This is a genomic window from Acetobacterium paludosum (assembly GCF_008086595.1).
Taxonomy (GTDB): Bacteria; Bacillota; Clostridia; order Eubacteriales; family Eubacteriaceae; genus Acetobacterium; species Acetobacterium paludosum.
Window position 1 is genome coordinate 115188 of the sequence record NZ_RXYA01000003.1, and the last position, 18819, is coordinate 134006.

Sequence of the window (18819 nt, forward strand, 5' to 3'; positions counted from 1 at the left end):
TGAAACAAATCGATTAAACAGGTGAATAGCGATTATTAACAATTTATTTTGCAGTTGCCATGAAAACAATTGTTTCAACAAAAGCGTTGACTAAATTCGGATCAAATTGAATTCCCGCATTTTTTCTGATTTCTTCAAGAGCTTCTTTTTTTGATAATGCATTTCGATAGCTTCGATCACTGATCATGGCATTATAAGCATCTGCAATATTCAAAATTCTTGATTCAAAAGGTATTTCTTCACCTTTCAACCCTTTTGGATATCCTTCTCCATTCCACTTTTCATGATGATCCAATACATATTCTGCAATATCAGACAGCTCTTTAACTGTACTCAAAATTCGATACCCGATCTCTGAATGACGAATTATTTCTTTCCATTCGTCCTCCGTCAGTTTACCGGGTTTATTGAATATGGTTTCATCAATGGCTATTTTTCCGATGTCATGTAACAGTCCCGCTGTTTTAAGTTCATCTATTTTATTTTCAGGCAGACCGAGAACCGCTCCTATGTTTTGGCATAACTTCGCGACCCCTTTGGAATGTTCTTCTTCTCGCTGGTCTTTTATATAGAGATTTTTTATAATTGCATTAACCGTTTTACTCCGCATATCCGGACTTTCAAAAAGTTTGTGATGATACATCTGCTCATCCGCTTTTTTGATGACGGCTTTCATTGAGTCGGTTTCATCGATTTTTGTATCAATTCCAAAAGAAATCGATACGTTTAAATTTCCGACTTTTTTTTGGGAAGCGATATTCTGAATCCGGCTGACTATTTTCTCTGCCTTTGAAGCATCCGTTTTTGGAAGCAGAATAATAAATTCATCACCACCGATTCGGCAGATAATCTCATCTTCCCGGCATCCATTTTTAATTGCCTCGACACTTTTTTTAATTAATTCATCACCCATCCCATGTCCAAATGAATCGTTGATCAGCTTAAGTCCATTGATATCTCCCAAAATAATGGTCAGTGGCCAGTTTCTTCTGGTATCCAGTCTTTTCAACTCTTCTTCGAAAAATCTGCGATTATAAAGCCCCGTCAGCTGATCATGGAGACTCAAGTACTTGATTTCATCTTGTCTTTGTTTCTTTTCAGTGACGTCTCTGAAAACTAAAACCATCCCATTGATATGTCCCAATCTGTCTCTGATTGGCGAAACGCTGTCTTCAATCATTATTTCGGTATTATTCCGGGATATCAAAATGACAGAATCAATCGTATCAATCGTATCCGTTGAATAATCCGATGAAACTAGTGCATTAAATGAATAGTCGCATTTTTTTCTGGTAAATTCGTTAATGGCATTAAATACGGTCTCTATTGGTTTCCCAACTGCTTCCGCCCGAGTCCAGCCGGTTAGTTCTTCTGCGACACGATTGATAATTTGCACATGACCACGTTTATCGGTGGAAATAACCCCATCCCCAACGGATAATAAAGTTGTCTTGAACTGTTCTTTTTTGGCAAATAGAAGTTGTTCCACATCCTTGCGATTTGCAATTTCCATTTTTAGCGTTTCAACCCGTTTAAACTGATTTGTCGTGTCAAAGATCTGAATAAGGATATATTTTTGCTTCCCCATAAAAATTGCATCGATCTGGAGATTCTGTTTTATAATTGATCCTTCCATCGTGTTTGCCGGATAGACAAAAACAGGATGCAAGCCGCCTGAACAAAACATGCTTTGACCCATTTTAAAAGCCTTCTGGAATAGTTGAAGATAGTAATTTTTTTTGAATGCCGGAATAATTTCTTTAACATTTTTCCCAATCACCTGGTCTTTTAAAATCCCGGTGTATTGTTCCAGCCATTCATTCCAATGTGATATTAAAAGCTCTTCATCAAAGATAATGATTCCTGAATTAATCTTTTTCAGAATATTTTTGCATAAGCTATCCATCGATATCCACCAATACTTCGTCTATTTTCTTAATCAATTCAATGGTCGAAGACATATTGAAAACCATCACAATCGCTCCATCCAATTGAGTATCTTCAAATGAAAAGGTATTGCAGATAACCATCACATGGGTTTCTTTATTAAAAAGAATCGCCTCTTCCTCCTCTGGGAAAAAGCAAACCTGCACTTTTGGAAATGTATATTCCAGTTTCAAATCCAATAAATTTCCAATTCCTCCAAGTACGGAATTCAGAATGACATTTCCGATTTCTCGGATCACATCAAAATCGACATCTGTAAGTTCACCGTCATCAACCGCTTCATAATCTTCACCCAAACATAAATGCGCCAGCACCTGTGCTTTGTCCTTTGGAAACAGCAATCTTGCATTGCCTGAAAATCTTTTTCCAAATTCAATGATTGAAGATACCACATGACTGTTAAAAAGTGTCGGTCTCACTTCAGAATATCTTAAAAGATCTTCTGGCTGTTCCAGATTTAATAACATGATCTGTGGCAATGTCAAAATAATTTTTTTATCAACAATTTCCGACAAAAGGCTGGATGCCTGGCCGATAAACATATTCATATATTCTTTTAAAGCATCTTCCTGTTGTAAATTTAACACACCAGTCCTCCTGTTATAATTTCGGCTAGTTCTTTTGCTTTTTCTGAAGAAAACGGTTTGTTAATAAACTGCAAAGCCCCCAGTTCAAAAACTTCATCCTTCATCTTCTGCTGTACGTCTGCCGAAACAACAAAAACTTTTGTCTGAATTCCTTCTTTCTTTAAAAGTTTCAGAAATTCAATGCCATCCATTTTCGGCATCAATAGATCGAGAGTAATAAAATCGGGTTGTTCTTTCAGGCAAGCCTCGTATCCTTCAAGCCCATCGGAGCAAACATAATAGTCTGCTTCCGGTAAATATTCTTTTAAATACTTCACGATTATTTTTTTATAAAGCATTGAATCCTCAATAACTAATATTTTCATTTCAGTCTCCTTAAAGCCAGGTTATTTTAAGTAAATATTGTTCATATCGTCATTCTTATACGCGCAGCTCATTTTTTTATGATTACAATATGTATATATTAACATTTTCGTCTTTTCATTTCCATAAAAAATTAAATTCAAATATAAAAAAACCTGCTACTTACGCAACAGGCTCAGCCAATATCATATTTGGACTCATTCATTTACTTCCAATTCCAAACTTTTCGAAGTTAAGAAGTTAAGAAGTTAAAATGGACTCTATCTGATTTTCCATTCTCTTATAATACCAATTCTGACTCTCATTATAGAACCATTCCACATCATCACTCACGCACTTTTCATGCTCTCGCTTTAATTGCAGTGTTGTGCCGTTTACGAAATACTTTTTCTGGATGGGGTTGCCGCAGACCATTCCAAATTCTTCCAGGAATTGCTTCCAATGCTCCGTTTCGATCAATAATCGGTTCGTTTCAAAAGCATTTATAACATAATCAACATCGATTATCATACATGGGAAAGCTAATATGATTGTTACCCTTTTTTCATTCTCCATAAGATAAATAGCTCCCGGAATTCTTGTCTGGATGTTGTGCGAAGGAAGATAAAAATAAAGATTTCCGATGATTGTGCCCTTAATTATCACATTTCTTTTTTTCATCGATGCGCAACATAAATTCATGAATTTTATATGATCCTTCACGGGTTTTCTAAATTGCGCCGTATTATTTTGGCTGCACATCCATTGCTCTCCATCCGCAACTTCACAGTCAGCGATCAGATAAAAGTCACCATCTGGGATGGATCTGGTATTTTGATACAGAACAAACTTTCGAATTTCTTCTTCTAATTCTTCATCGGTTACCGCTGCACTCATCTCTGTATTATCCGCTATCATTCCGCTATCTTCAGAAGATTTTAGATAGACCCATGCATCAGCCAGATCATTGTCGATTCTCACCTTTCGCTTCTCGCGCTCATAAAAAGGAACTTCCTCCCATTTATCAGCTATCCACATTTCATGGGGATATAATTCCAGCACAAATCCTTTTGTAATCGCGTTTTCTTCTTCGGAAATGGAAAAGAATCCATCCGCTCCGCAAAATACCCGATACCCTTCCAATGTGGCTGTCTTCATATTGACTGGTCTTTTGAAAAACGCCTCTTGTATCGTTAAATCGCGAAAAGTGCCATAGGTAAATAACAGCTCCATTTTTTCAGCACCCATTATTTTTCATCCTTTTTATTTTTAAACTCCACTGCTTTATCAACAAATGCACGAAACAATTTCGCCCATTCTCTATTCTTCTCCAGTAATTTTTCAGGATGCCACTGCACGCCCAAAACAAATTCATGCTGAACGGATTCCACCGCTTCAATGATCCCATCTCGTGTTCGTCCAGTCACGATATACCCATCTGGAATTTGCTTAATCGACTGATGATGAACGGAATTCGTCATGACCGAATCCTTTTGAAGGATCTCAAAAAGCTTTGTTTTCTTTTGCAGTTCCACCGAATGGGTGTCTGTACAAAATGAGCATTCCTGAAAATGTTTGATCCGCATTGTTCGATCAATACAGGTGTCGATATCCTGATATAATGTACCGCCACCTGCAATCACAATCGCCTGCAGCCCTCTGCAGATTCCTAAAATCGGCATATTATTTTCCAATGCTTTCTTAATCAAAACAAGTTCAAAAGCATCTCTTTCCGGTGTCATCTCAACCATTAGTCGAAATCCTTCGATTGGTTCTTCCCCATAATAAAGCGGCAATATATCCTGTCCGCCGCTAATCAAAATACCATCCAGCATGGAAAGATATTCGTCATAAAAAGGAAAACATTCCAGCGCTGGAATGATCACCGGAATACCACCTCCAGCCACTACCGCATCTGCATATTCTTTCAAAAGTTCCATTTTATCATCTACTTGCGTGGATGTAATTCCAATCAAGGCTTTCATAATCCCTCACTCCTTATTCTAGCTCTTTTACAGTCTGTTTACATTAACTTTTGTCTCATAATAAGGAGTTCCGTTTCCTACTTTTGTTACAAGACCTCGGGTCAGTACATTCACATTGCGGCCAACCTGTCCCCATCCTCCTCGATAAATCACAACCAGATCTTCCCTTTGGTCGGGAACAAAACAAGCCGTGCACCGAATACTTCCAAACTGATTTTCTACTAGACATTCTTTTCCGTTTACTAAGCCAAGTGCTAATCCTATTTTATCATTAATTTTAACCTCTAAAAGTTCAGTCTGACTTTCCAGGGTAACTTCAGAGCAAATCCATTTTTTGGGTGCCACCGACATCAGTTGAAACTGATATTGCAAATCCCATTTGGCCGGATGCTCAAAGACTGTCATCAGCTGAAACTTTCCTGATTCAGTCGGAAATATCCGATCAAGATAAGGTACTTCCGGTGCATCAGGATTATTGACCCCTAATCGGAATATTTCTTCCAGTGAAACGCCTTTTTCCAATGACGGCCGCATGATAATTTCCAGCCAGTTCTCTAATGATTTGACATAGGTATCGGCAAAATCAAACCGACTTCCCAATTCCATAAAGATTTCAAAATCAGATTTACATTCCCCTACCGGAGCAATAACCGGATTCAGCGGGCCGATGAAATCATGCCCATATGAAGCTATGATGTCCTTTTCTTCTAAGAAGGTGGTAACCGGCAAGAAAATATCCGCCAGAATTCCGGTATCATCCAGAAAATGTCCGGCAACCACAAGAAAAGGTATCTTTTCAAAGGCCTTTTTTGTTACATTTGCATCCGGGACCATCGAAACGGGATTTCCTGCGGTTATAAATGCCAGCTCGATTGCCGGGTCAGCAGCTAAAAGCTCCGGCCCGATTAATTGCATAAAAAACTTTCGTCTTCCCGGTTGAAGTTCGTCTCCCCACACACTCCAGTCATAGGGAGCATATTCCTCAAATCCCTGACTGACACCACCGCCGGGAATTCCGATAGAACCAGCCACGGCTCCCAGTGCATCGATGGCGCGTAAGGTTGTATGGGCATATTCCCATCGATGCAACCCCCATCCCAGTACAAAAGCAGTTGGTTTTTGTTTAAGTAAAACATCGGCTATTTTCTTGATTTCCGCTATCTTAACATCACACATCGCTGCATATTCTTCTATGGTATGTGAATAAACTAATTTTCGATATTCCGCATAATTGATACAATGCTTTTCTAAAAATTCGCTATCTTCTGCTCCAGCCTCGTGTAATAATCGCGACAAAGCCATCGCTAAATAAGAATCGGTACCGGGCTTCGGCTTCACATGCATGGAGCACAATGGCGCCGTCTCGGTATTAACCGGGTCAATTAATATAACCACTCCGCCTTTTTTTTTGATATCCTTTATATAAGGAAGAACATTAATGCCTGTTGCTGCCGGATTTCTGCCCCACAAGATCATTGAATGACTATTTCGATAGTCTCTGACATCATGTGAGATCCTGTTTCCAAAATCCAGATCTTGAGAGCCCTGCCCTGCCCCACCACAGATTGTTCCCTTGGTAATCGTGGTATTTCCAAGCAAATTAAAAAATCGGCGGTTTACCAGTTTCAGCGCAGATCTTTCTCCAAATCCCTGATAGTACAAAATGGCTTCCGGCGACTTCTCCCGACAGATTGTCTTCATTCTTTCGGCGATCTCATCAAGGGCTTCTTCCCAGGATATCTGTTCGAATTGACCGTTCACTTTCTTGAGCGGATGAAGGACACGCTCCTTATGGTACACGCGCTCGATAAAATGCGAGCATTTTATGCAGGATTTTCCCTGATTAATGGGATTATCTTTATTTCCAACCAGTTTCACAATTTTCCCATCTTTTACATGAGCTAATAATCCACAAGAATTGGGACAATCTCTCGTACATGTTGTAACTACTGTGCTTTCTCCCATAAATGATACTCCTTCCCGTCCAATTAAGTCATTTTAATGCCAAACAGCCACCCTGACACTGTCTTCCAAATTTGTCACAAGCCCCACACCGTTCCTGGGCTGTTTTTGTTCGAATTGCTCCCACCTGCTTATTAAAATAAGTCAAAACTTCCAGTTCTCCATTATACTCGGTAATATTTGATAAATTGACTTCCTGCATCGGTATACAATAGGTGGCGGATAAATCTGTTTGGATATCAATCGATGGATGGCAAACTCCTGAAAATTTCATTGAGATATTCCGCATATACTCGAGTGCTTCTTCGGTAAAGTAACACAACGGAATACAACAATCCAGTCCAGTATGAATGTTTTGTCTTTCGCAGGCTTTTACAAATTCTAAAATCTGCTTTACTAAAACTTTGGAGTCTTCTAAATTAAAATAATTATTAGCTTCCAAGGGATTCGGTCGCGAAATGTCATATCGTATGTTGGTAATCCCATATTGTGCTGCCGCTTCAAGAATGTAAGCATAGCTGATTTTTCCTTTTGAGAAGTTTTTGGAAAAAGATACTCGTGCATCCAGTTCTTTTAGCCCCTCTATATTTTCTTGCAGCCGATCCCATTGTTTTTTCGTATACATCGATGGATCATTATAATTAATTACAAAATTCACCACCAACTCTGCCAGCGGTTCCTGGAGATCTTTTTCAAACAATCCATTGGTAAACAGCACTGGCGCAACACCGCATTCGTTTAGTTGTTCCAGCATCCGAACCAATCCCGGATGAGTGGTCGGTTCACCGCCTAGAATGCCAATCGTTGCAACCTTGTGTTTTTCTAACCATAAACATAATTTTTCGAAATCTTTGGCTTCCATAAGCATCGGATATTTCTTCCCAAATCCATGAATAAAGCAATAGTCACAATTAAAATTACATTGGTACGTAATAAATAAATTCAGCATGTAAAACCCACCTTTTATTATACACATAAGAGGCTATCCTAAATATGCTATTTAGAACAACCTCATCATGCACTATTTTAATATAAAACTATTTTACCACCAGCTTGCCAGCAGCATATATCCTGGTATCCAACAGGTCCCGATTGCGACTAACAAAGTAGCCATTGGAACGACATTCGAATTAAGCTTGATTTTCGGAAATGCTCCGGCAATCCAGTAGATTCCCCATAGCGCACCCCATAATAACCAAATCACCCCAAATCTGGAATCTCCCCCGCTAAAAGCGAGGTAAGAAGATGGGATGGTATTGACTGCGACAAAGAAGCAATACCAAGCCTGAGGTCTTCCGTCCAGATTGAATAAATTGGTACATCCGACAAACAGATACGTAAAACCAAATAACATACTTGTGCCAACGCCGTAAAAAGCGCTAATGTCCTGACCGGTAAATACCGCATGACTTAAATTAATAATGTTAATAACGACGTATAAACCACCTGTAAAAAAATTCATTACTGCCAGTGCTTTTGAATCAAATTTTTGATACATTCCAATACCGTTAATTAATAAAACACACCCTACATAAAGTAGACCAATTCCTGTAGCCATAATTTTTCCTCCTTTAAAGTTGTCTGAGTTTCTCACTCAACTATTTTTATAATTTTATTTGCACATATTCATTGGTGCAGGGATTTTCATGACACACATACATGATGCCTTCCGCCGTATCATAAATGACCGCTGCAACCGTCGCAAAGGCATCCATTTCATTTTCCTCTTCAAACCCATGAGCACAAATACACCGCGGATAATTTGTATGATCCCTCGTTACCGTTTTAATTAGTTCAATATCAATTTTCCCCAAATGCTCCGCTAAGATGTTGGAGCTGACCTGATGTCTCACATAAGACCCGCCATGAGAAAGCCAATTCGCTGTTTCGAATTTTCTCATTCTTGCTGAAAGATAGTGATTGGTATGTGCAATTGCACCCTGTATCGGAATTAAATCGTAGTCTGTCGCTGAAGCTTCAATACACCAGGCAACACCGTCCTTACAGGATAACTGATAATTAATTCCTGCCGCCCGTTCTGTAAAAACGATTGCCCCAAATGCATCGCCAACGCGAACTTGTGCCAAAGCCTTTCGTATGATCAATGGATACAGCACCCCAAAGCGGGCATCATTGGCAACAATTTTGTTAATTGAAAGGGCAATTCCATTCGAATTCATGCCATTTAGTCCCAGTATTCCGGCCATACTATAGACGAGTTGATCGGGCCCTTGCTTTGGATGGATCTTAAGCACGATATTGTACTTACTATAATACTGTTCCATATCAAATGTCTGTCCAACATAAGGCTTGTTGTCTTTTGAGGCCTGGGGCAAAATGTTAAAGGAAGTGCATCCCCATAATCTTTTACTAAGGAGTTTTCCCCCCAGTTCCGGCGGACGAATGTCTTCCAACTCCAGAAATGAATTCAGAAACACAATTTCTTCGAAAGCCAGGCCGCTGCCATCTGCGATCCCCTGCAATTCCTCATATAACTCAACAGAATAATTCTTTAAAAAGCCAATGTTTTTTCCAGTATAATCCAGTAATGTATTTTTATCTGTAGCGGCTGTTATATTACGCATATGCAGTTCAAATATCGTATTGTAAAAATCATGTATTTGATTTTTTAAAATCGTTCCATGTTGATAACCGATATCGTAACTTGTACCACTTAATTCAATTACCGGCATTTGTTTCATTGTCAATACCCTCCTGCTAATTACAGTACTTCTCTAAACTCGTTTAATTCCCACTCAGAAATATAAGACTTGAATTCAGGCATTTCATAATCAGCACAATTTTCTTTCGCAATTTTCATATCCCAGGTTTTCATGGCCTGCACAACTTTAACAAACTCAGGTCCATATGCTTCCTGAATCTCCAGGTCTTTATTGAACGCCGCAAAGGCTTCTTCCATTGTAGCCGGAAGTTGTTTTGCATTACTGTCCGCCCAGACATCATGGGTACAAGGAGCCGCAGCAACTGTTTTATTTTTAATCCCCAGTAAACCGGCCGTCAATGTTGATAGGGTTGTCAGGTAAGGACTGGCCGCAGAACAGTTTATTCTTGTCTCAACGTGGGTGCTGTTTCCACGGCATCCCTTGACACGAATACCAACACTTCTGTTTTCAAATCCCCATGTTGCTGTTGTCGGAGCACAAACGCCAGTTCGATATCGCTTATAGCAGTTCACTGTTGGTGCTGCAAAAACCATATTTGCTTCGGCATGATCAGCAATTCCGGCAATAAAATGTTTGCAGATATCGGATAGTCCGTCAGGGCTATTGTTATCTAAAAATACATTTTCTCCTGTTTCTTTATCAATCAGGCTGATATGGACATGAGCACCGGATGCGCATCTGTCAATAATCGGTTTTGTCATGAAAGTTGCAAGATAGCCGTGCTGCAGCGAAATTTCTTTGATCGCATATTTAAAGGCCTGGGCTTCGTCTACTGCATCAATGCCATCCCGGTGTGTCAGGTTAATCTCTTGCTGACCAGGGCCCTGTTCCGAGTTTTGGGTAATAATTCTGAAGCCACCCTCCTGAAGCTTATCCATCATGTCATAAAGATAGTCAATATCAAAATTATTATACTGGGTAACAAAAATCGGTTGGGAACCGTATACCGGTTCTTTCGTTACTGCATCAAATAAATAAAATTCAAATTCATAACCCAGACGAACGGTATAACCCAGTTTATCGAATTCCCCAAACAGATTTTTCAGCATGATTCGAGGCGTTGGCGTAACTGGTGTTCCATCGTACCAATGCGGATCGACAATAATTCTTGCGGTATTTGGCACCCAGGGAAGCACTTGAAATGTACTTAAATCTGGAATTGTGCATGCGTCTCCGTAGGTCACTTCTTCTCCCAGTCCAGTATTTGGTGCACATCTTGTCTGTACATCACAGGTCAGAATACCGCCATAGAAATTCAACCCATTCTCAATATAATTTTGAAAAAAGTCGACCGGTACGGTTTTGCTTCTTGGAATTCCATAAAGATCAAACTGCTCAAATCTTACATATTTGATATTGTTTGCTTTAATTTGTTTCTCAATGCTCATTAGCATTGTTTTTTCTTTTGGCGTTCTTTTGATTTTTGCCATAAAAACATCCTCCTTAAAAATAACAAAAACGGCAATCAGTTTTTACTGACACCGTTTCTATGTTTCGAAACATCGCCGGTAATGACATCGCCCTTGATGTTTAACTTGAAACCATCATACCTGATAAATTCAAATTAACGAGGTACCAATTATTAAGAAAGAATAAAGTTTTATCTAAAAATCAAATTCTGTTCATTAACTTAACAAACGTTAAAGGGAATACTGATATAAAATATCGAGCCTTTTCCTAGCTCGCTTTCTGCCCAAATAAGCCCGCCATGCTGTACTACAATCGTCTTACAGATATGTAACCCGAGACCGCTGTGGACACTTTCATACTCTTTACTGCCAGGCTGGTAAAATCGATTAAATATATATTTTAAATCTTCCGGTGCAATGCCAAAACCAGAATCGGACACGGCAATCATCAAATTGTCATCCTGAGTATAGACCTTAATATTGATATCATCCCCTTTTTCGGTATAGCGTACTGAATTATCAATAATATTCACTAACGCTTCAATCAGCAGCTCAAAGTCAACCTCCATCAGCGGCAGATCATCCTGAATATGATAGGTGAAATTCTGATCCTTATCACTAAAATAAAATGCCTGTTCATCTAAAAAATCTTCAAAACACTGGCTTGGTTCAACCACTTTTATATTTAGCACATCTCTTGTTTCTAATTTTGATAATTCAAATAAATCATCCACCAATTTCACCAGCGCTTGTGAATTTCTAAAAATACACTGGGCATACTTTTGACTTTCATCCGATGTATATGATACATCGATTAAGGCTTCAGAATACCCCATTATTTTTGTGATCGGCGTTCTAAGATCATGTGAGATATTCGCATAAAGATTTAGTCTGCTGTCTTCATTTTTCTGATCTGCCGTAATATCAATTCCCATTTCCAGCACTAGCGCCGTTCCCTCATAATCAACAAAGGGATAATCATAGATGCGATAAATTTTACCACTCAGCTGATCCCGATGCATCCATATTTGCGGCTCATCTGTTTCAAATACACGAAACGTCATGCAATTCTCACATGGGATATCTCTATTATGCAATACTTTGTAGCAGGGTTTAATATCATAACCGCCATACAATTCATAAAACATTTTATTGGCATATTTTATCGAATAATCATCTGCTTGAAGATACACATATGCGGGTATGCCGTCGATCAGCGAGAATAAAAAGTTCCGCTCTTTTTGCAGTTTTGTTTGTGCCTCATCGAGTATTTTTTTTAAATGATTGTTTTCCTGCTGCAATTTTTTGATTTCATTTTTTAAAAATTTCACCTGATTTTCAATTTGTCTCGTCATACTCACCTTCTATTCTGCTGCATCAACGCAGTTCACAATTTACTTCTACCAACTACAAGATCCCGCTGACAGTAAATTTATAGCCAACTCCCCAAACATTTACAATGATCTGGGGTTTTTTCGGATTTTTTTCAATCTTTTCTCTAATCTTTCGAATATGAACCGTCACCGTTCTGCTGTCACCGCTTGACTCATACCCCCAAATAGATTCATATAAGAAGTCTTTACTGAAAACCCGATCTTTATTTTTTGCCATAAAGGTAAGCAAATCAAATTCCTTGGCCGTTAAGAGAATTTTCTTTTCTCGGCAAAAAGCAGTTCTGGATTCAATATTAATAACAATTGGGCCTGCCACAATTGAGTCATTGTGTTTTCTATTTTCTTTTTTTAAATCTTCAATAAATTCATTTCGTCTTATTTGAGCCTTTACGCGAGCAACTAATTCATTGATACTAAATGGTTTTGTAATAAAATCATCTGCACCTAAACCAAGCCCCAACACCTTATCTGATTCGTCTCCTTTTGCACTGATTAATGTAATTGGGATTTTCGAAGTGCTCCTGATTTTTTTACAGACCTCGAGACCATTGCCATCTGGAAGAAATATATCCAAAATAATCAGATCTAACTTCTTTTCATTAATAATTTCCAATCCTTCACTCGAACGGGTCGTGCAATAAACGCCAAAGCCTTCTCTTTCAAGATAAGTTTTAATTAATTGTTGCACTTCAAGATCATCATCAATAATTAATACCGTTTTCATTTTACATCACATTTCTTTCTCTTCGCTCAAGACTCCGTCGCAATGAAAAAGCTAAAGCAAATTTTTTGTTTTCCAGTTATCATTAACTTGAAAATACAACCACACCTCCAAGCACAAGCGGAAACAAAATTGGTTCCTTCTGTAAAATAATGAAAGCACAGATAATATCCAAGTTAACATCAAAAAAAAATAAATTTGACAAGGGGGGTGACACCTTTGTCAAATTCATTTTACTTAATTTATTGTTTTGATGATACTACAAATCTTTGAAATTGTAAACAGCTTTATAATGGATCTTACATAAATATACTTTAAACTCATGTTCAAAGAAATCATGACAGAGAAACGTCTGCTTTTTTTCCATCATGATAAGTGGTTGCATTATCATATATTTACTGCTCAAAAGTCCAATTTTATTTTAAAAGAAACTCTTAACAACTTCAACAGGCAGCATGGTTCGCTCGACTATCTCTTCCACGGTCATCCCCTGGTCATGAAACCGCCGACAGACCATCGCCAAGCTTTCGCCGACTTCAATGATATGATAATCCAGATCATAAAACCGGATGGCCCGCTGTCCCCAAGTGGCTTCCTTTACCCCATGCAAATATTCAAGCTCTTCAAATTTTTTTAAATGCTCTAAAAAATCATCAAAATTCTCTTCTTCAAAGTACAATTCCATATCGTTTCCATGATAGATGATATCCTTTTCTTTCGCATCGATAAATTTCGTCCAAAGTGCCTTATCCTGCAGGGAAAATCCTGCATTAAAGGTAATATTCTCTCCAAAATCCATCACCACCTCTAAACCAAAAACATCACAATAAAAAGCCCGTGAACGATTGATATCATCCACCACCAGCATGGGTGCTTCAAACTTCATTTCTTTTCCTCCTCATTTTTCATCCATTCTATTCCAGAAATGCGATCACCTTATCAATAAACACTTCCCCATCCAGATGATCCAGTTCATGACAAAAGCATTTCGCCAGGTCATCTTCTCCAGTGATAATGATTTCTTCCCCTTTTTCATTGAGTGCTTTGACCGTCACTTTTTGAGGCCGGATGGTTGTTCCAAACTTTCCGGGAAAGCTCAAACATCCCTCGATACATTCCTGTTCTCCACTGGAGTCGATTATTTCCGGATTAACCAGCTTCATCACAACTTCTTCCATATCAATGACCACCAGTCTTTTTAGTATGCCCACCTGATTGGCGGCAATTGCAGCACTGTTGGGAATACTATGCAAAGTTTCGAGCATATCATTTAAAATCATTTCTATTTTTTCATCAATTTCTGTTACTTCTTTGCATTTTTTTCTGAGTATTGCATCCTCATCCTGTCGAAGTTGTCGTATTGCCATTGCTTCCTCCTGATTCATATTACTTGTTTTTTTAAGTATATTGCGAAAATAAAGTACTGTCAATAGACTCCGTTCTTCAAATAATATGGGACTGAATTCTTGGAACTTTTACCCCTCATTTTTCTCACCATCAATACCGCTTATTTTTTTGTAGAAAAGCAAACCCATCAAGCTGATTATGGCGGTTAATCCAAAGACCCAAATGGCAATGGTATAGTTTTCTATACCCAATGCATCGCCACACATTGTTGAGGTAATGACCGAGGGAATCCGGGCTATCCCAGTAATGAGTAACCATGTGGAGAATTTCATCTTCGTCATCCCAATGAAATAGGTCATAATATCTTTTGGTGTTCCAGGAATAAGAAAGAGAAGAAAGACAATGCTGTTTAGTTTTCTTGTATTCTTCAAAAATTTGAGGGATTGTATCTTTTCCCTGGAAACAAAGACTTCTACCGCTCTCATACCGATGTGGCGAACAAACAAAAAAACGATGGCACTTCCAATCACAGCCCCAATTAAGCATAATAGACTCCCTTCCCAGAATCCAAATGCATATCCGGCAGCTATCTCAAGGGGTTCCCCCGGAATAAAAGCAACAACAATCTGAAGTATCATCATCCCAACAAAAACTAACCGGCTAATGAATCCATTATCATCCACCCATCCCCTGTATTGCGGCAGCTCAGACACAAAAGCGATCATCGGTTTGCCAACCAGGCCGAGAATTACAATTGAAAGCACAATAAAAGTTAAAATCGCCCCTAAGCTGATGATCTTTTTCTGTCGAACTGACCGATCCTTGATTTGTTTTTCTTTAGGTTTTATATCTAATGCCAATAAAAGCGCTCCTTTCAGATCGGAATATTTTCCGATTTTTTTAAGTAGAATAGATGTTTCATTTTTCTACTTTTTATAAACTAACGGAATCATTAATATTTTTGGAAAATTTTGCAGTGACCAATCCACCACCACTGATGTCATTCTTGATGATCAGTAAACCACCATGTTTTTCGCATAATATTCTGCAAATATGCAAACCTAATCCAAAATGGTTATCCTTATTACCCTGTTTTCCATTTTTCCCGGTATAGAATGGATCTGATACCCTTTTTATTTCATTCTTTCTAATGGTCGCTGCCAGCAGCGTCAGAACGGTTAAAAACATGAATGCCTGGGAAATAGTCATGTTTCTGAACCTGAATTTTCGCCATATGCCGGATCTTATTTCACCCATTTGTATCCCACTCCCCATACCGTTTCAATATATTGCCGACTTCCGGCGGCAATGAATTTTCCTCGGATTCGTCGAATATGTTCCACCACAACAGAGCTGTCACCTTCACTCTCCCATCCCCAAAGCCCCTCGTAAATGCGTTCTTTGTCAAAAACCTGACCTCGATTCATTGATAAAAGCTCAATGATATCAAACTCTTTTTTTGCAAAAAAAATAAACTCGTCACAATAATAAACTCCGCGTTCCATATAATCAATAACCAAATTTCCGTCAAATTTCGTTTTCGTTTTAACCTGGTTCCTGTTTTCCCGCCGCAAATGTGCTTCTACCCGAGCCCCCAATTCATCGATACTGAATGGCTTTTCGATGTAGTCATCTCCTCCCACCTGAAAGCCATTGATCTTATCCGATTCTTCCACCTTTGCGGTTAAAAACAAAATAGGGCAGGGAATAAAATCTCTGATTTTTTTACAAACTTCCAGTCCATCCATATCCGGCATATTAATATCCAATATGATCAAATCCGGTTGTTTTTCAGCTTTATTTATGGCTTCTTCTCCATTTTCTGCAGTCATAACCTGATAGTCATTTATTTCAAAATAGTCCTGAAGCAATCCCACAATATCAGGTTCATCATCAACGATTAAAATTATGTTTTGCATATGATCGACCTCCCATTCCCATTTCTATTTTTATTATAACAGTTATTTATCAATTTTTTATCAACTATTCACACATAAATAGTCATTGTGAACTGGTTAATCAAACGATCCACTATATATGGCTTATTTAGGAAAAAAGTTGGATCATGAAGCAACATTTTTAAAAAGGATCTTCTTAATTTTTCTCCAAAAGCGATGAAAAAAGCATCATTTTTCTACCGTCTTTTTAAAAACCTTCCCGCCGGATAGATGGGGAAATAATAATCGTCCTTGCTGTAGATTACTGATTAATACCAAGTAATCTGTGTCCATGGCAACATGTCGCGCGAAGCAAAAAAGAACGGCAAATTGCCGTTCTAATTGCCGTTCTTTTTTATGTGTAATTTATAACCGGATACCTTATTAATTATGGAATCCATCTGCATTTTTGAACTATATTGCGATGTTTTTTAAAATTGTCACCATGACTAATCTGACAGGATAATACTACCGTTAAATGTTTGACGCTACTTCAAAAGCATCCCAAATAGCATACATAATATTGGAAACCTTACGCGCATCGCCAAGCAAATGGATGTCCTCAATTTCGAATTTTAGAGCGTTGTAAAGATCGTTTTCCGGACTATACCCCACTGCCAGGACAACAGAATCGGCCTTCAGCTCTTGCTCTCCCGTTTTGGTTGCGATAACAACACCTTGATCCGTTGTACGGGATGCTTTGGAATCGGTATATACTTTGATTTTTTTGTAATTAATCAGCGACAAAAGCATATCGGAATTTGCAAAACAAAGCGGTGCGTTCAGCTTGAGCAGACTATCCTCGGCTTCGACGATGGAAACATCCTTACCGTTATTTCTAAGCCACAGCGCAAGCTCGCAGCCGACAAGTCCGCCGCCAAGAACAACAACCTGTTCCCCCGGATTTTTCCTGCCGAGAAGCACATCTTCTGCAGTAAAGACTTTGTCATTGTTTCCGAGGATACAAATATTCGGTGTGGAACCGGTAGCTACAATCACCGTGTCCGGTTTAGCCGCTTTTACCATATCGGGAGTAATCTGCACATTGAAGTAAACCGGTACCTGTAAATCTTTCAACGTGTTTTCATACCACGTAGCAAGGGCGTGATCATCTTCTTTGAAATCCGGCATTCCGCCAGGAATCAGATTGCCACCCAGACGGTCGCCTTTCTCGTAAACTTCCGGAAAATGACCGCGTAGACTGAGTACCCGGGCTGCTTCACAACCAGCAACACCGCCGCCGATGATCATAATCTTTTTCGCTTTTAAAGCCGGTTTCAATTCAGTAATGCGTTCTCGCGCGCAGGTTGGATTGACCGCGCAGTTCAGCCAACCATAATGTACCATCCGTCCAAGGCAACCTTCATGGCAGGAAAGACAGGGACGAATTAGTTCTATTTGTCCTGAACGCAGCTTGTTGACATAATCCGCATCGGCAAGTAGAGGACGACCAAGTCCAATCATATCACAGGCGCCGTCATCCAGAGCGGAAAGGGCAAGATCCGGATTATCCATCCGTCCGGCGCAGATCACCGGAACATTTACCACTTCTTTGATCGCTTTGGCGTAGGGAATATACAATCCCTTTTTCTGATACATTGGCGGATGATTCCAAAACCACGCGTCGTAACAGCCTACATCGACATCGAGGGAATCATAGCCATACTGCACGAGAAGCTTTGCCGTTTCGATACCTTCTGGCAGATCCCGACCTTTTTCTTCAAATTCTTCATCCGGAAGCCCGCCGACGCGCCAGTCCTTAATAAACGATTTTGGGCTGTAGCGAAGGGTGACGACGAAATCTTTGCCACAGGTCTTTTTAATTTCATCAAGCACCTCGCGTGCGAAACGCAGACGGTTTTCAAGGCTGCCGCCGTACTCATCGGTTCTGTTGTTGAAAAAAGAGATAGCAAACTGATCAAGAAGATATCCTTCATGCACAGCATGAATCTGGATACCGTCAAAGCCGGCGTTCTTTGCGGTGGCGGCACCTTCTCCGAATTTTTTGACAATGTGACGAATTTCTTCTTTGGTCAATGCCCGGCACGGAATATCGGCCCAGCGGTTCATTATTGCGGAGGCCGAAACCGGCTGTACGTCCGGGTTAACTGGTGGCGCGACGCGACCAAAGCCAGCACTTAACTGAAGGAACACCTTAGCATCATAGGCATGGATGCGTTCCGTCATCTCTCTGGCCGTACGTGTGAAATGCACGGGGTTAACGGTAGGGCTAGGTGTGCTGGGCATTTCATGAGGTTCCACTTCATTGTCGACAAAGCAGACTCCCGTTATTATCAGTCCGGTGCCGCCCTTTGCACGTTCGACATAATAATCAATACCCCTCTGGTTGAATCCGCCAACTGCATCCCCTAGGCCAATGGGTCCCATTGGCGCCATCGCGAACCGGTTCTTGATTGTGACATTACCAATTTGCATTGGCTCAAAAAGTTTCTGATATTTGTATGACATAGTTTACCTCCATAATAAAATCTTTTTATCGTACT

General features: G+C 39.4%; 18 protein-coding genes. All 18 read right to left on the reverse strand.

Annotated features, from left to right (window positions below; genetic code table 11):
• Nucleotides 1–43: 43 nt before the first annotated feature.
• The 18 genes from FZC41_RS04125 to FZC41_RS04210 all read right to left on the reverse strand — a co-directional run bounded on the left by FZC41_RS04125 (nt 44) and on the right by FZC41_RS04210 (nt 18784).
• A complete protein-coding gene (locus FZC41_RS04125; RefSeq protein ID WP_148566130.1) occupies nt 44–1906 on the reverse strand; it encodes a sensor domain-containing diguanylate cyclase/phosphohydrolase in 1863 nt (620 codons plus the stop codon).
• The gene (locus tag FZC41_RS04130; protein ID WP_148566131.1) at nt 1899–2534 is read right to left on the reverse strand and encodes a chemotaxis protein CheC; all 636 of its coding nucleotides are present in this window, start codon (nt 2532–2534) and stop codon (nt 1899–1901) included. The genes FZC41_RS04125 and FZC41_RS04130 overlap by 8 nt, the downstream gene beginning before the upstream one ends.
• Nucleotides 2528–2899 carry a response regulator gene (locus FZC41_RS04135; protein WP_148566132.1) on the reverse strand — a complete coding sequence of 124 codons (372 nt, stop codon included), beginning with the start codon at nt 2897–2899 and terminating at the stop codon, nt 2528–2530. The genes FZC41_RS04130 and FZC41_RS04135 overlap by 7 nt, the downstream gene beginning before the upstream one ends.
• A gap of 238 nt (nt 2900–3137) precedes the next feature.
• Nucleotides 3138–4124 carry a gamma-glutamylcyclotransferase family protein gene (locus tag FZC41_RS04140; RefSeq protein WP_148566133.1) on the reverse strand — a complete coding sequence of 329 codons (987 nt, stop codon included), beginning with the start codon at nt 4122–4124 and terminating at the stop codon, nt 3138–3140.
• Entirely contained in the window at nt 4124–4861 is a 738-nt protein-coding gene (locus FZC41_RS04145; RefSeq protein ID WP_148566134.1) for a gamma-glutamyl-gamma-aminobutyrate hydrolase family protein, read from the reverse strand. The genes FZC41_RS04140 and FZC41_RS04145 overlap by 1 nt, the downstream gene beginning before the upstream one ends.
• Before the next feature lie 27 nt (nt 4862–4888).
• Nucleotides 4889–6826, reverse strand: a complete 1938-nt coding sequence (locus FZC41_RS04150) for a molybdopterin-containing oxidoreductase family protein (protein WP_148566135.1) — start codon at nt 6824–6826, stop codon at nt 4889–4891.
• A 28-nt stretch (nt 6827–6854) separates the two neighbouring features.
• Nucleotides 6855–7772, reverse strand: coding sequence for a radical SAM protein (locus FZC41_RS04155; protein ID WP_170253838.1), 918 nt, complete (start codon nt 7770–7772; stop codon nt 6855–6857).
• Nucleotides 7773–7865: 93 nt separating this feature from the next.
• Nucleotides 7866–8381 (reverse strand): AmiS/UreI family transporter, encoded by a 516-nt coding sequence (locus FZC41_RS04160; RefSeq protein WP_148566137.1) that lies wholly within the window; start codon nt 8379–8381, stop codon nt 7866–7868.
• A 46-nt stretch (nt 8382–8427) separates the two neighbouring features.
• On the reverse strand, nt 8428–9525 hold the full coding sequence (locus FZC41_RS04165) for a C45 family autoproteolytic acyltransferase/hydrolase (protein WP_148566138.1): 1098 nt from the start codon (nt 9523–9525) through the stop codon (nt 8428–8430).
• A 20-nt stretch (nt 9526–9545) separates the two neighbouring features.
• Nucleotides 9546–10937: a glutamine synthetase family protein gene (locus tag FZC41_RS04170; protein ID WP_148566139.1), complete on the reverse strand. Its 1392-nt coding sequence runs from the start codon at nt 10935–10937 to the stop codon at nt 9546–9548.
• A 200-nt stretch (nt 10938–11137) separates the two neighbouring features.
• A complete protein-coding gene (locus FZC41_RS04175) occupies nt 11138–12271 on the reverse strand; it encodes a sensor histidine kinase (RefSeq protein ID WP_148566140.1) in 1134 nt (377 codons plus the stop codon).
• 52 nt (nt 12272–12323) lie between these two features.
• Entirely contained in the window at nt 12324–13034 is a 711-nt protein-coding gene (locus FZC41_RS04180; RefSeq protein ID WP_148566141.1) for a response regulator transcription factor, read from the reverse strand.
• A 418-nt stretch (nt 13035–13452) separates the two neighbouring features.
• Entirely contained in the window at nt 13453–13917 is a 465-nt protein-coding gene (locus FZC41_RS04185; protein WP_148566142.1) for a VOC family protein, read from the reverse strand.
• 28 nt (nt 13918–13945) lie between these two features.
• A complete protein-coding gene (gene def, locus FZC41_RS04190; RefSeq protein ID WP_148566143.1) occupies nt 13946–14398 on the reverse strand; it encodes a peptide deformylase in 453 nt (150 codons plus the stop codon).
• Between the two features lie 108 nt (nt 14399–14506).
• Nucleotides 14507–15238: a TVP38/TMEM64 family protein gene (locus tag FZC41_RS04195; RefSeq protein ID WP_148566144.1), complete on the reverse strand. Its 732-nt coding sequence runs from the start codon at nt 15236–15238 to the stop codon at nt 14507–14509.
• A gap of 73 nt (nt 15239–15311) precedes the next feature.
• A complete protein-coding gene (locus tag FZC41_RS04200) occupies nt 15312–15635 on the reverse strand; it encodes an ATP-binding protein (RefSeq protein WP_148566145.1) in 324 nt (107 codons plus the stop codon).
• The gene (locus tag FZC41_RS04205; protein WP_148566146.1) at nt 15623–16297 is read right to left on the reverse strand and encodes a response regulator transcription factor; all 675 of its coding nucleotides are present in this window, start codon (nt 16295–16297) and stop codon (nt 15623–15625) included. The genes FZC41_RS04200 and FZC41_RS04205 overlap by 13 nt, the downstream gene beginning before the upstream one ends.
• 492 nt (nt 16298–16789) lie before the next feature.
• The gene (locus FZC41_RS04210) at nt 16790–18784 is read right to left on the reverse strand and encodes an oxidoreductase (protein ID WP_148566147.1); all 1995 of its coding nucleotides are present in this window, start codon (nt 18782–18784) and stop codon (nt 16790–16792) included.
• Nucleotides 18785–18819 lie beyond the last annotated feature (35 nt).

What these genes read in the sequence shown, in the direction of transcription:
- FZC41_RS04200 (WP_148566145.1), bottom strand. Translation starts at nt 15,635, where the DNA reads ATGGGTGAAATAAGATCCGGCATATGGCGAAAATTCAGGTTCAGAAAC.
- FZC41_RS04205 (WP_148566146.1), bottom strand. Translation starts at nt 16,297, where the DNA reads ATGCAAAACATAATTTTAATCGTTGATGATGAACCTGATATTGTGGGA.
- FZC41_RS04145 (WP_148566134.1), bottom strand. Translation starts at nt 4,861, where the DNA reads ATGAAAGCCTTGATTGGAATTACATCCACGCAAGTAGATGATAAAATG.
- FZC41_RS04180 (WP_148566141.1), bottom strand. Translation starts at nt 13,034, where the DNA reads ATGAAAACGGTATTAATTATTGATGATGATCTTGAAGTGCAACAATTA.
- FZC41_RS04210 (WP_148566147.1), bottom strand. Translation starts at nt 18,784, where the DNA reads ATGTCATACAAATATCAGAAACTTTTTGAGCCAATGCAAATTGGTAAT.
- FZC41_RS04165 (WP_148566138.1), bottom strand. Translation starts at nt 9,525, where the DNA reads ATGAAACAAATGCCGGTAATTGAATTAAGTGGTACAAGTTACGATATC.
- FZC41_RS04160 (WP_148566137.1), bottom strand. Translation starts at nt 8,381, where the DNA reads ATGGCTACAGGAATTGGTCTACTTTATGTAGGGTGTGTTTTATTAATT.
- FZC41_RS04155 (WP_170253838.1), bottom strand. Translation starts at nt 7,772, where the DNA reads ATGCTGAATTTATTTATTACGTACCAATGTAATTTTAATTGTGACTAT.
- FZC41_RS04135 (WP_148566132.1), bottom strand. Translation starts at nt 2,899, where the DNA reads ATGAAAATATTAGTTATTGAGGATTCAATGCTTTATAAAAAAATAATC.
- FZC41_RS04140 (WP_148566133.1), bottom strand. Translation starts at nt 4,124, where the DNA reads ATGGGTGCTGAAAAAATGGAGCTGTTATTTACCTATGGCACTTTTCGC.
- FZC41_RS04175 (WP_148566140.1), bottom strand. Translation starts at nt 12,271, where the DNA reads ATGACGAGACAAATTGAAAATCAGGTGAAATTTTTAAAAAATGAAATC.
- FZC41_RS04170 (WP_148566139.1), bottom strand. Translation starts at nt 10,937, where the DNA reads ATGGCAAAAATCAAAAGAACGCCAAAAGAAAAAACAATGCTAATGAGC.
- def (WP_148566143.1), bottom strand. Translation starts at nt 14,398, where the DNA reads ATGGCAATACGACAACTTCGACAGGATGAGGATGCAATACTCAGAAAA.
- FZC41_RS04185 (WP_148566142.1), bottom strand. Translation starts at nt 13,917, where the DNA reads ATGAAGTTTGAAGCACCCATGCTGGTGGTGGATGATATCAATCGTTCA.
- FZC41_RS04150 (WP_148566135.1), bottom strand. Translation starts at nt 6,826, where the DNA reads ATGGGAGAAAGCACAGTAGTTACAACATGTACGAGAGATTGTCCCAAT.
- FZC41_RS04125 (WP_148566130.1), bottom strand. Translation starts at nt 1,906, where the DNA reads ATGGATAGCTTATGCAAAAATATTCTGAAAAAGATTAATTCAGGAATC.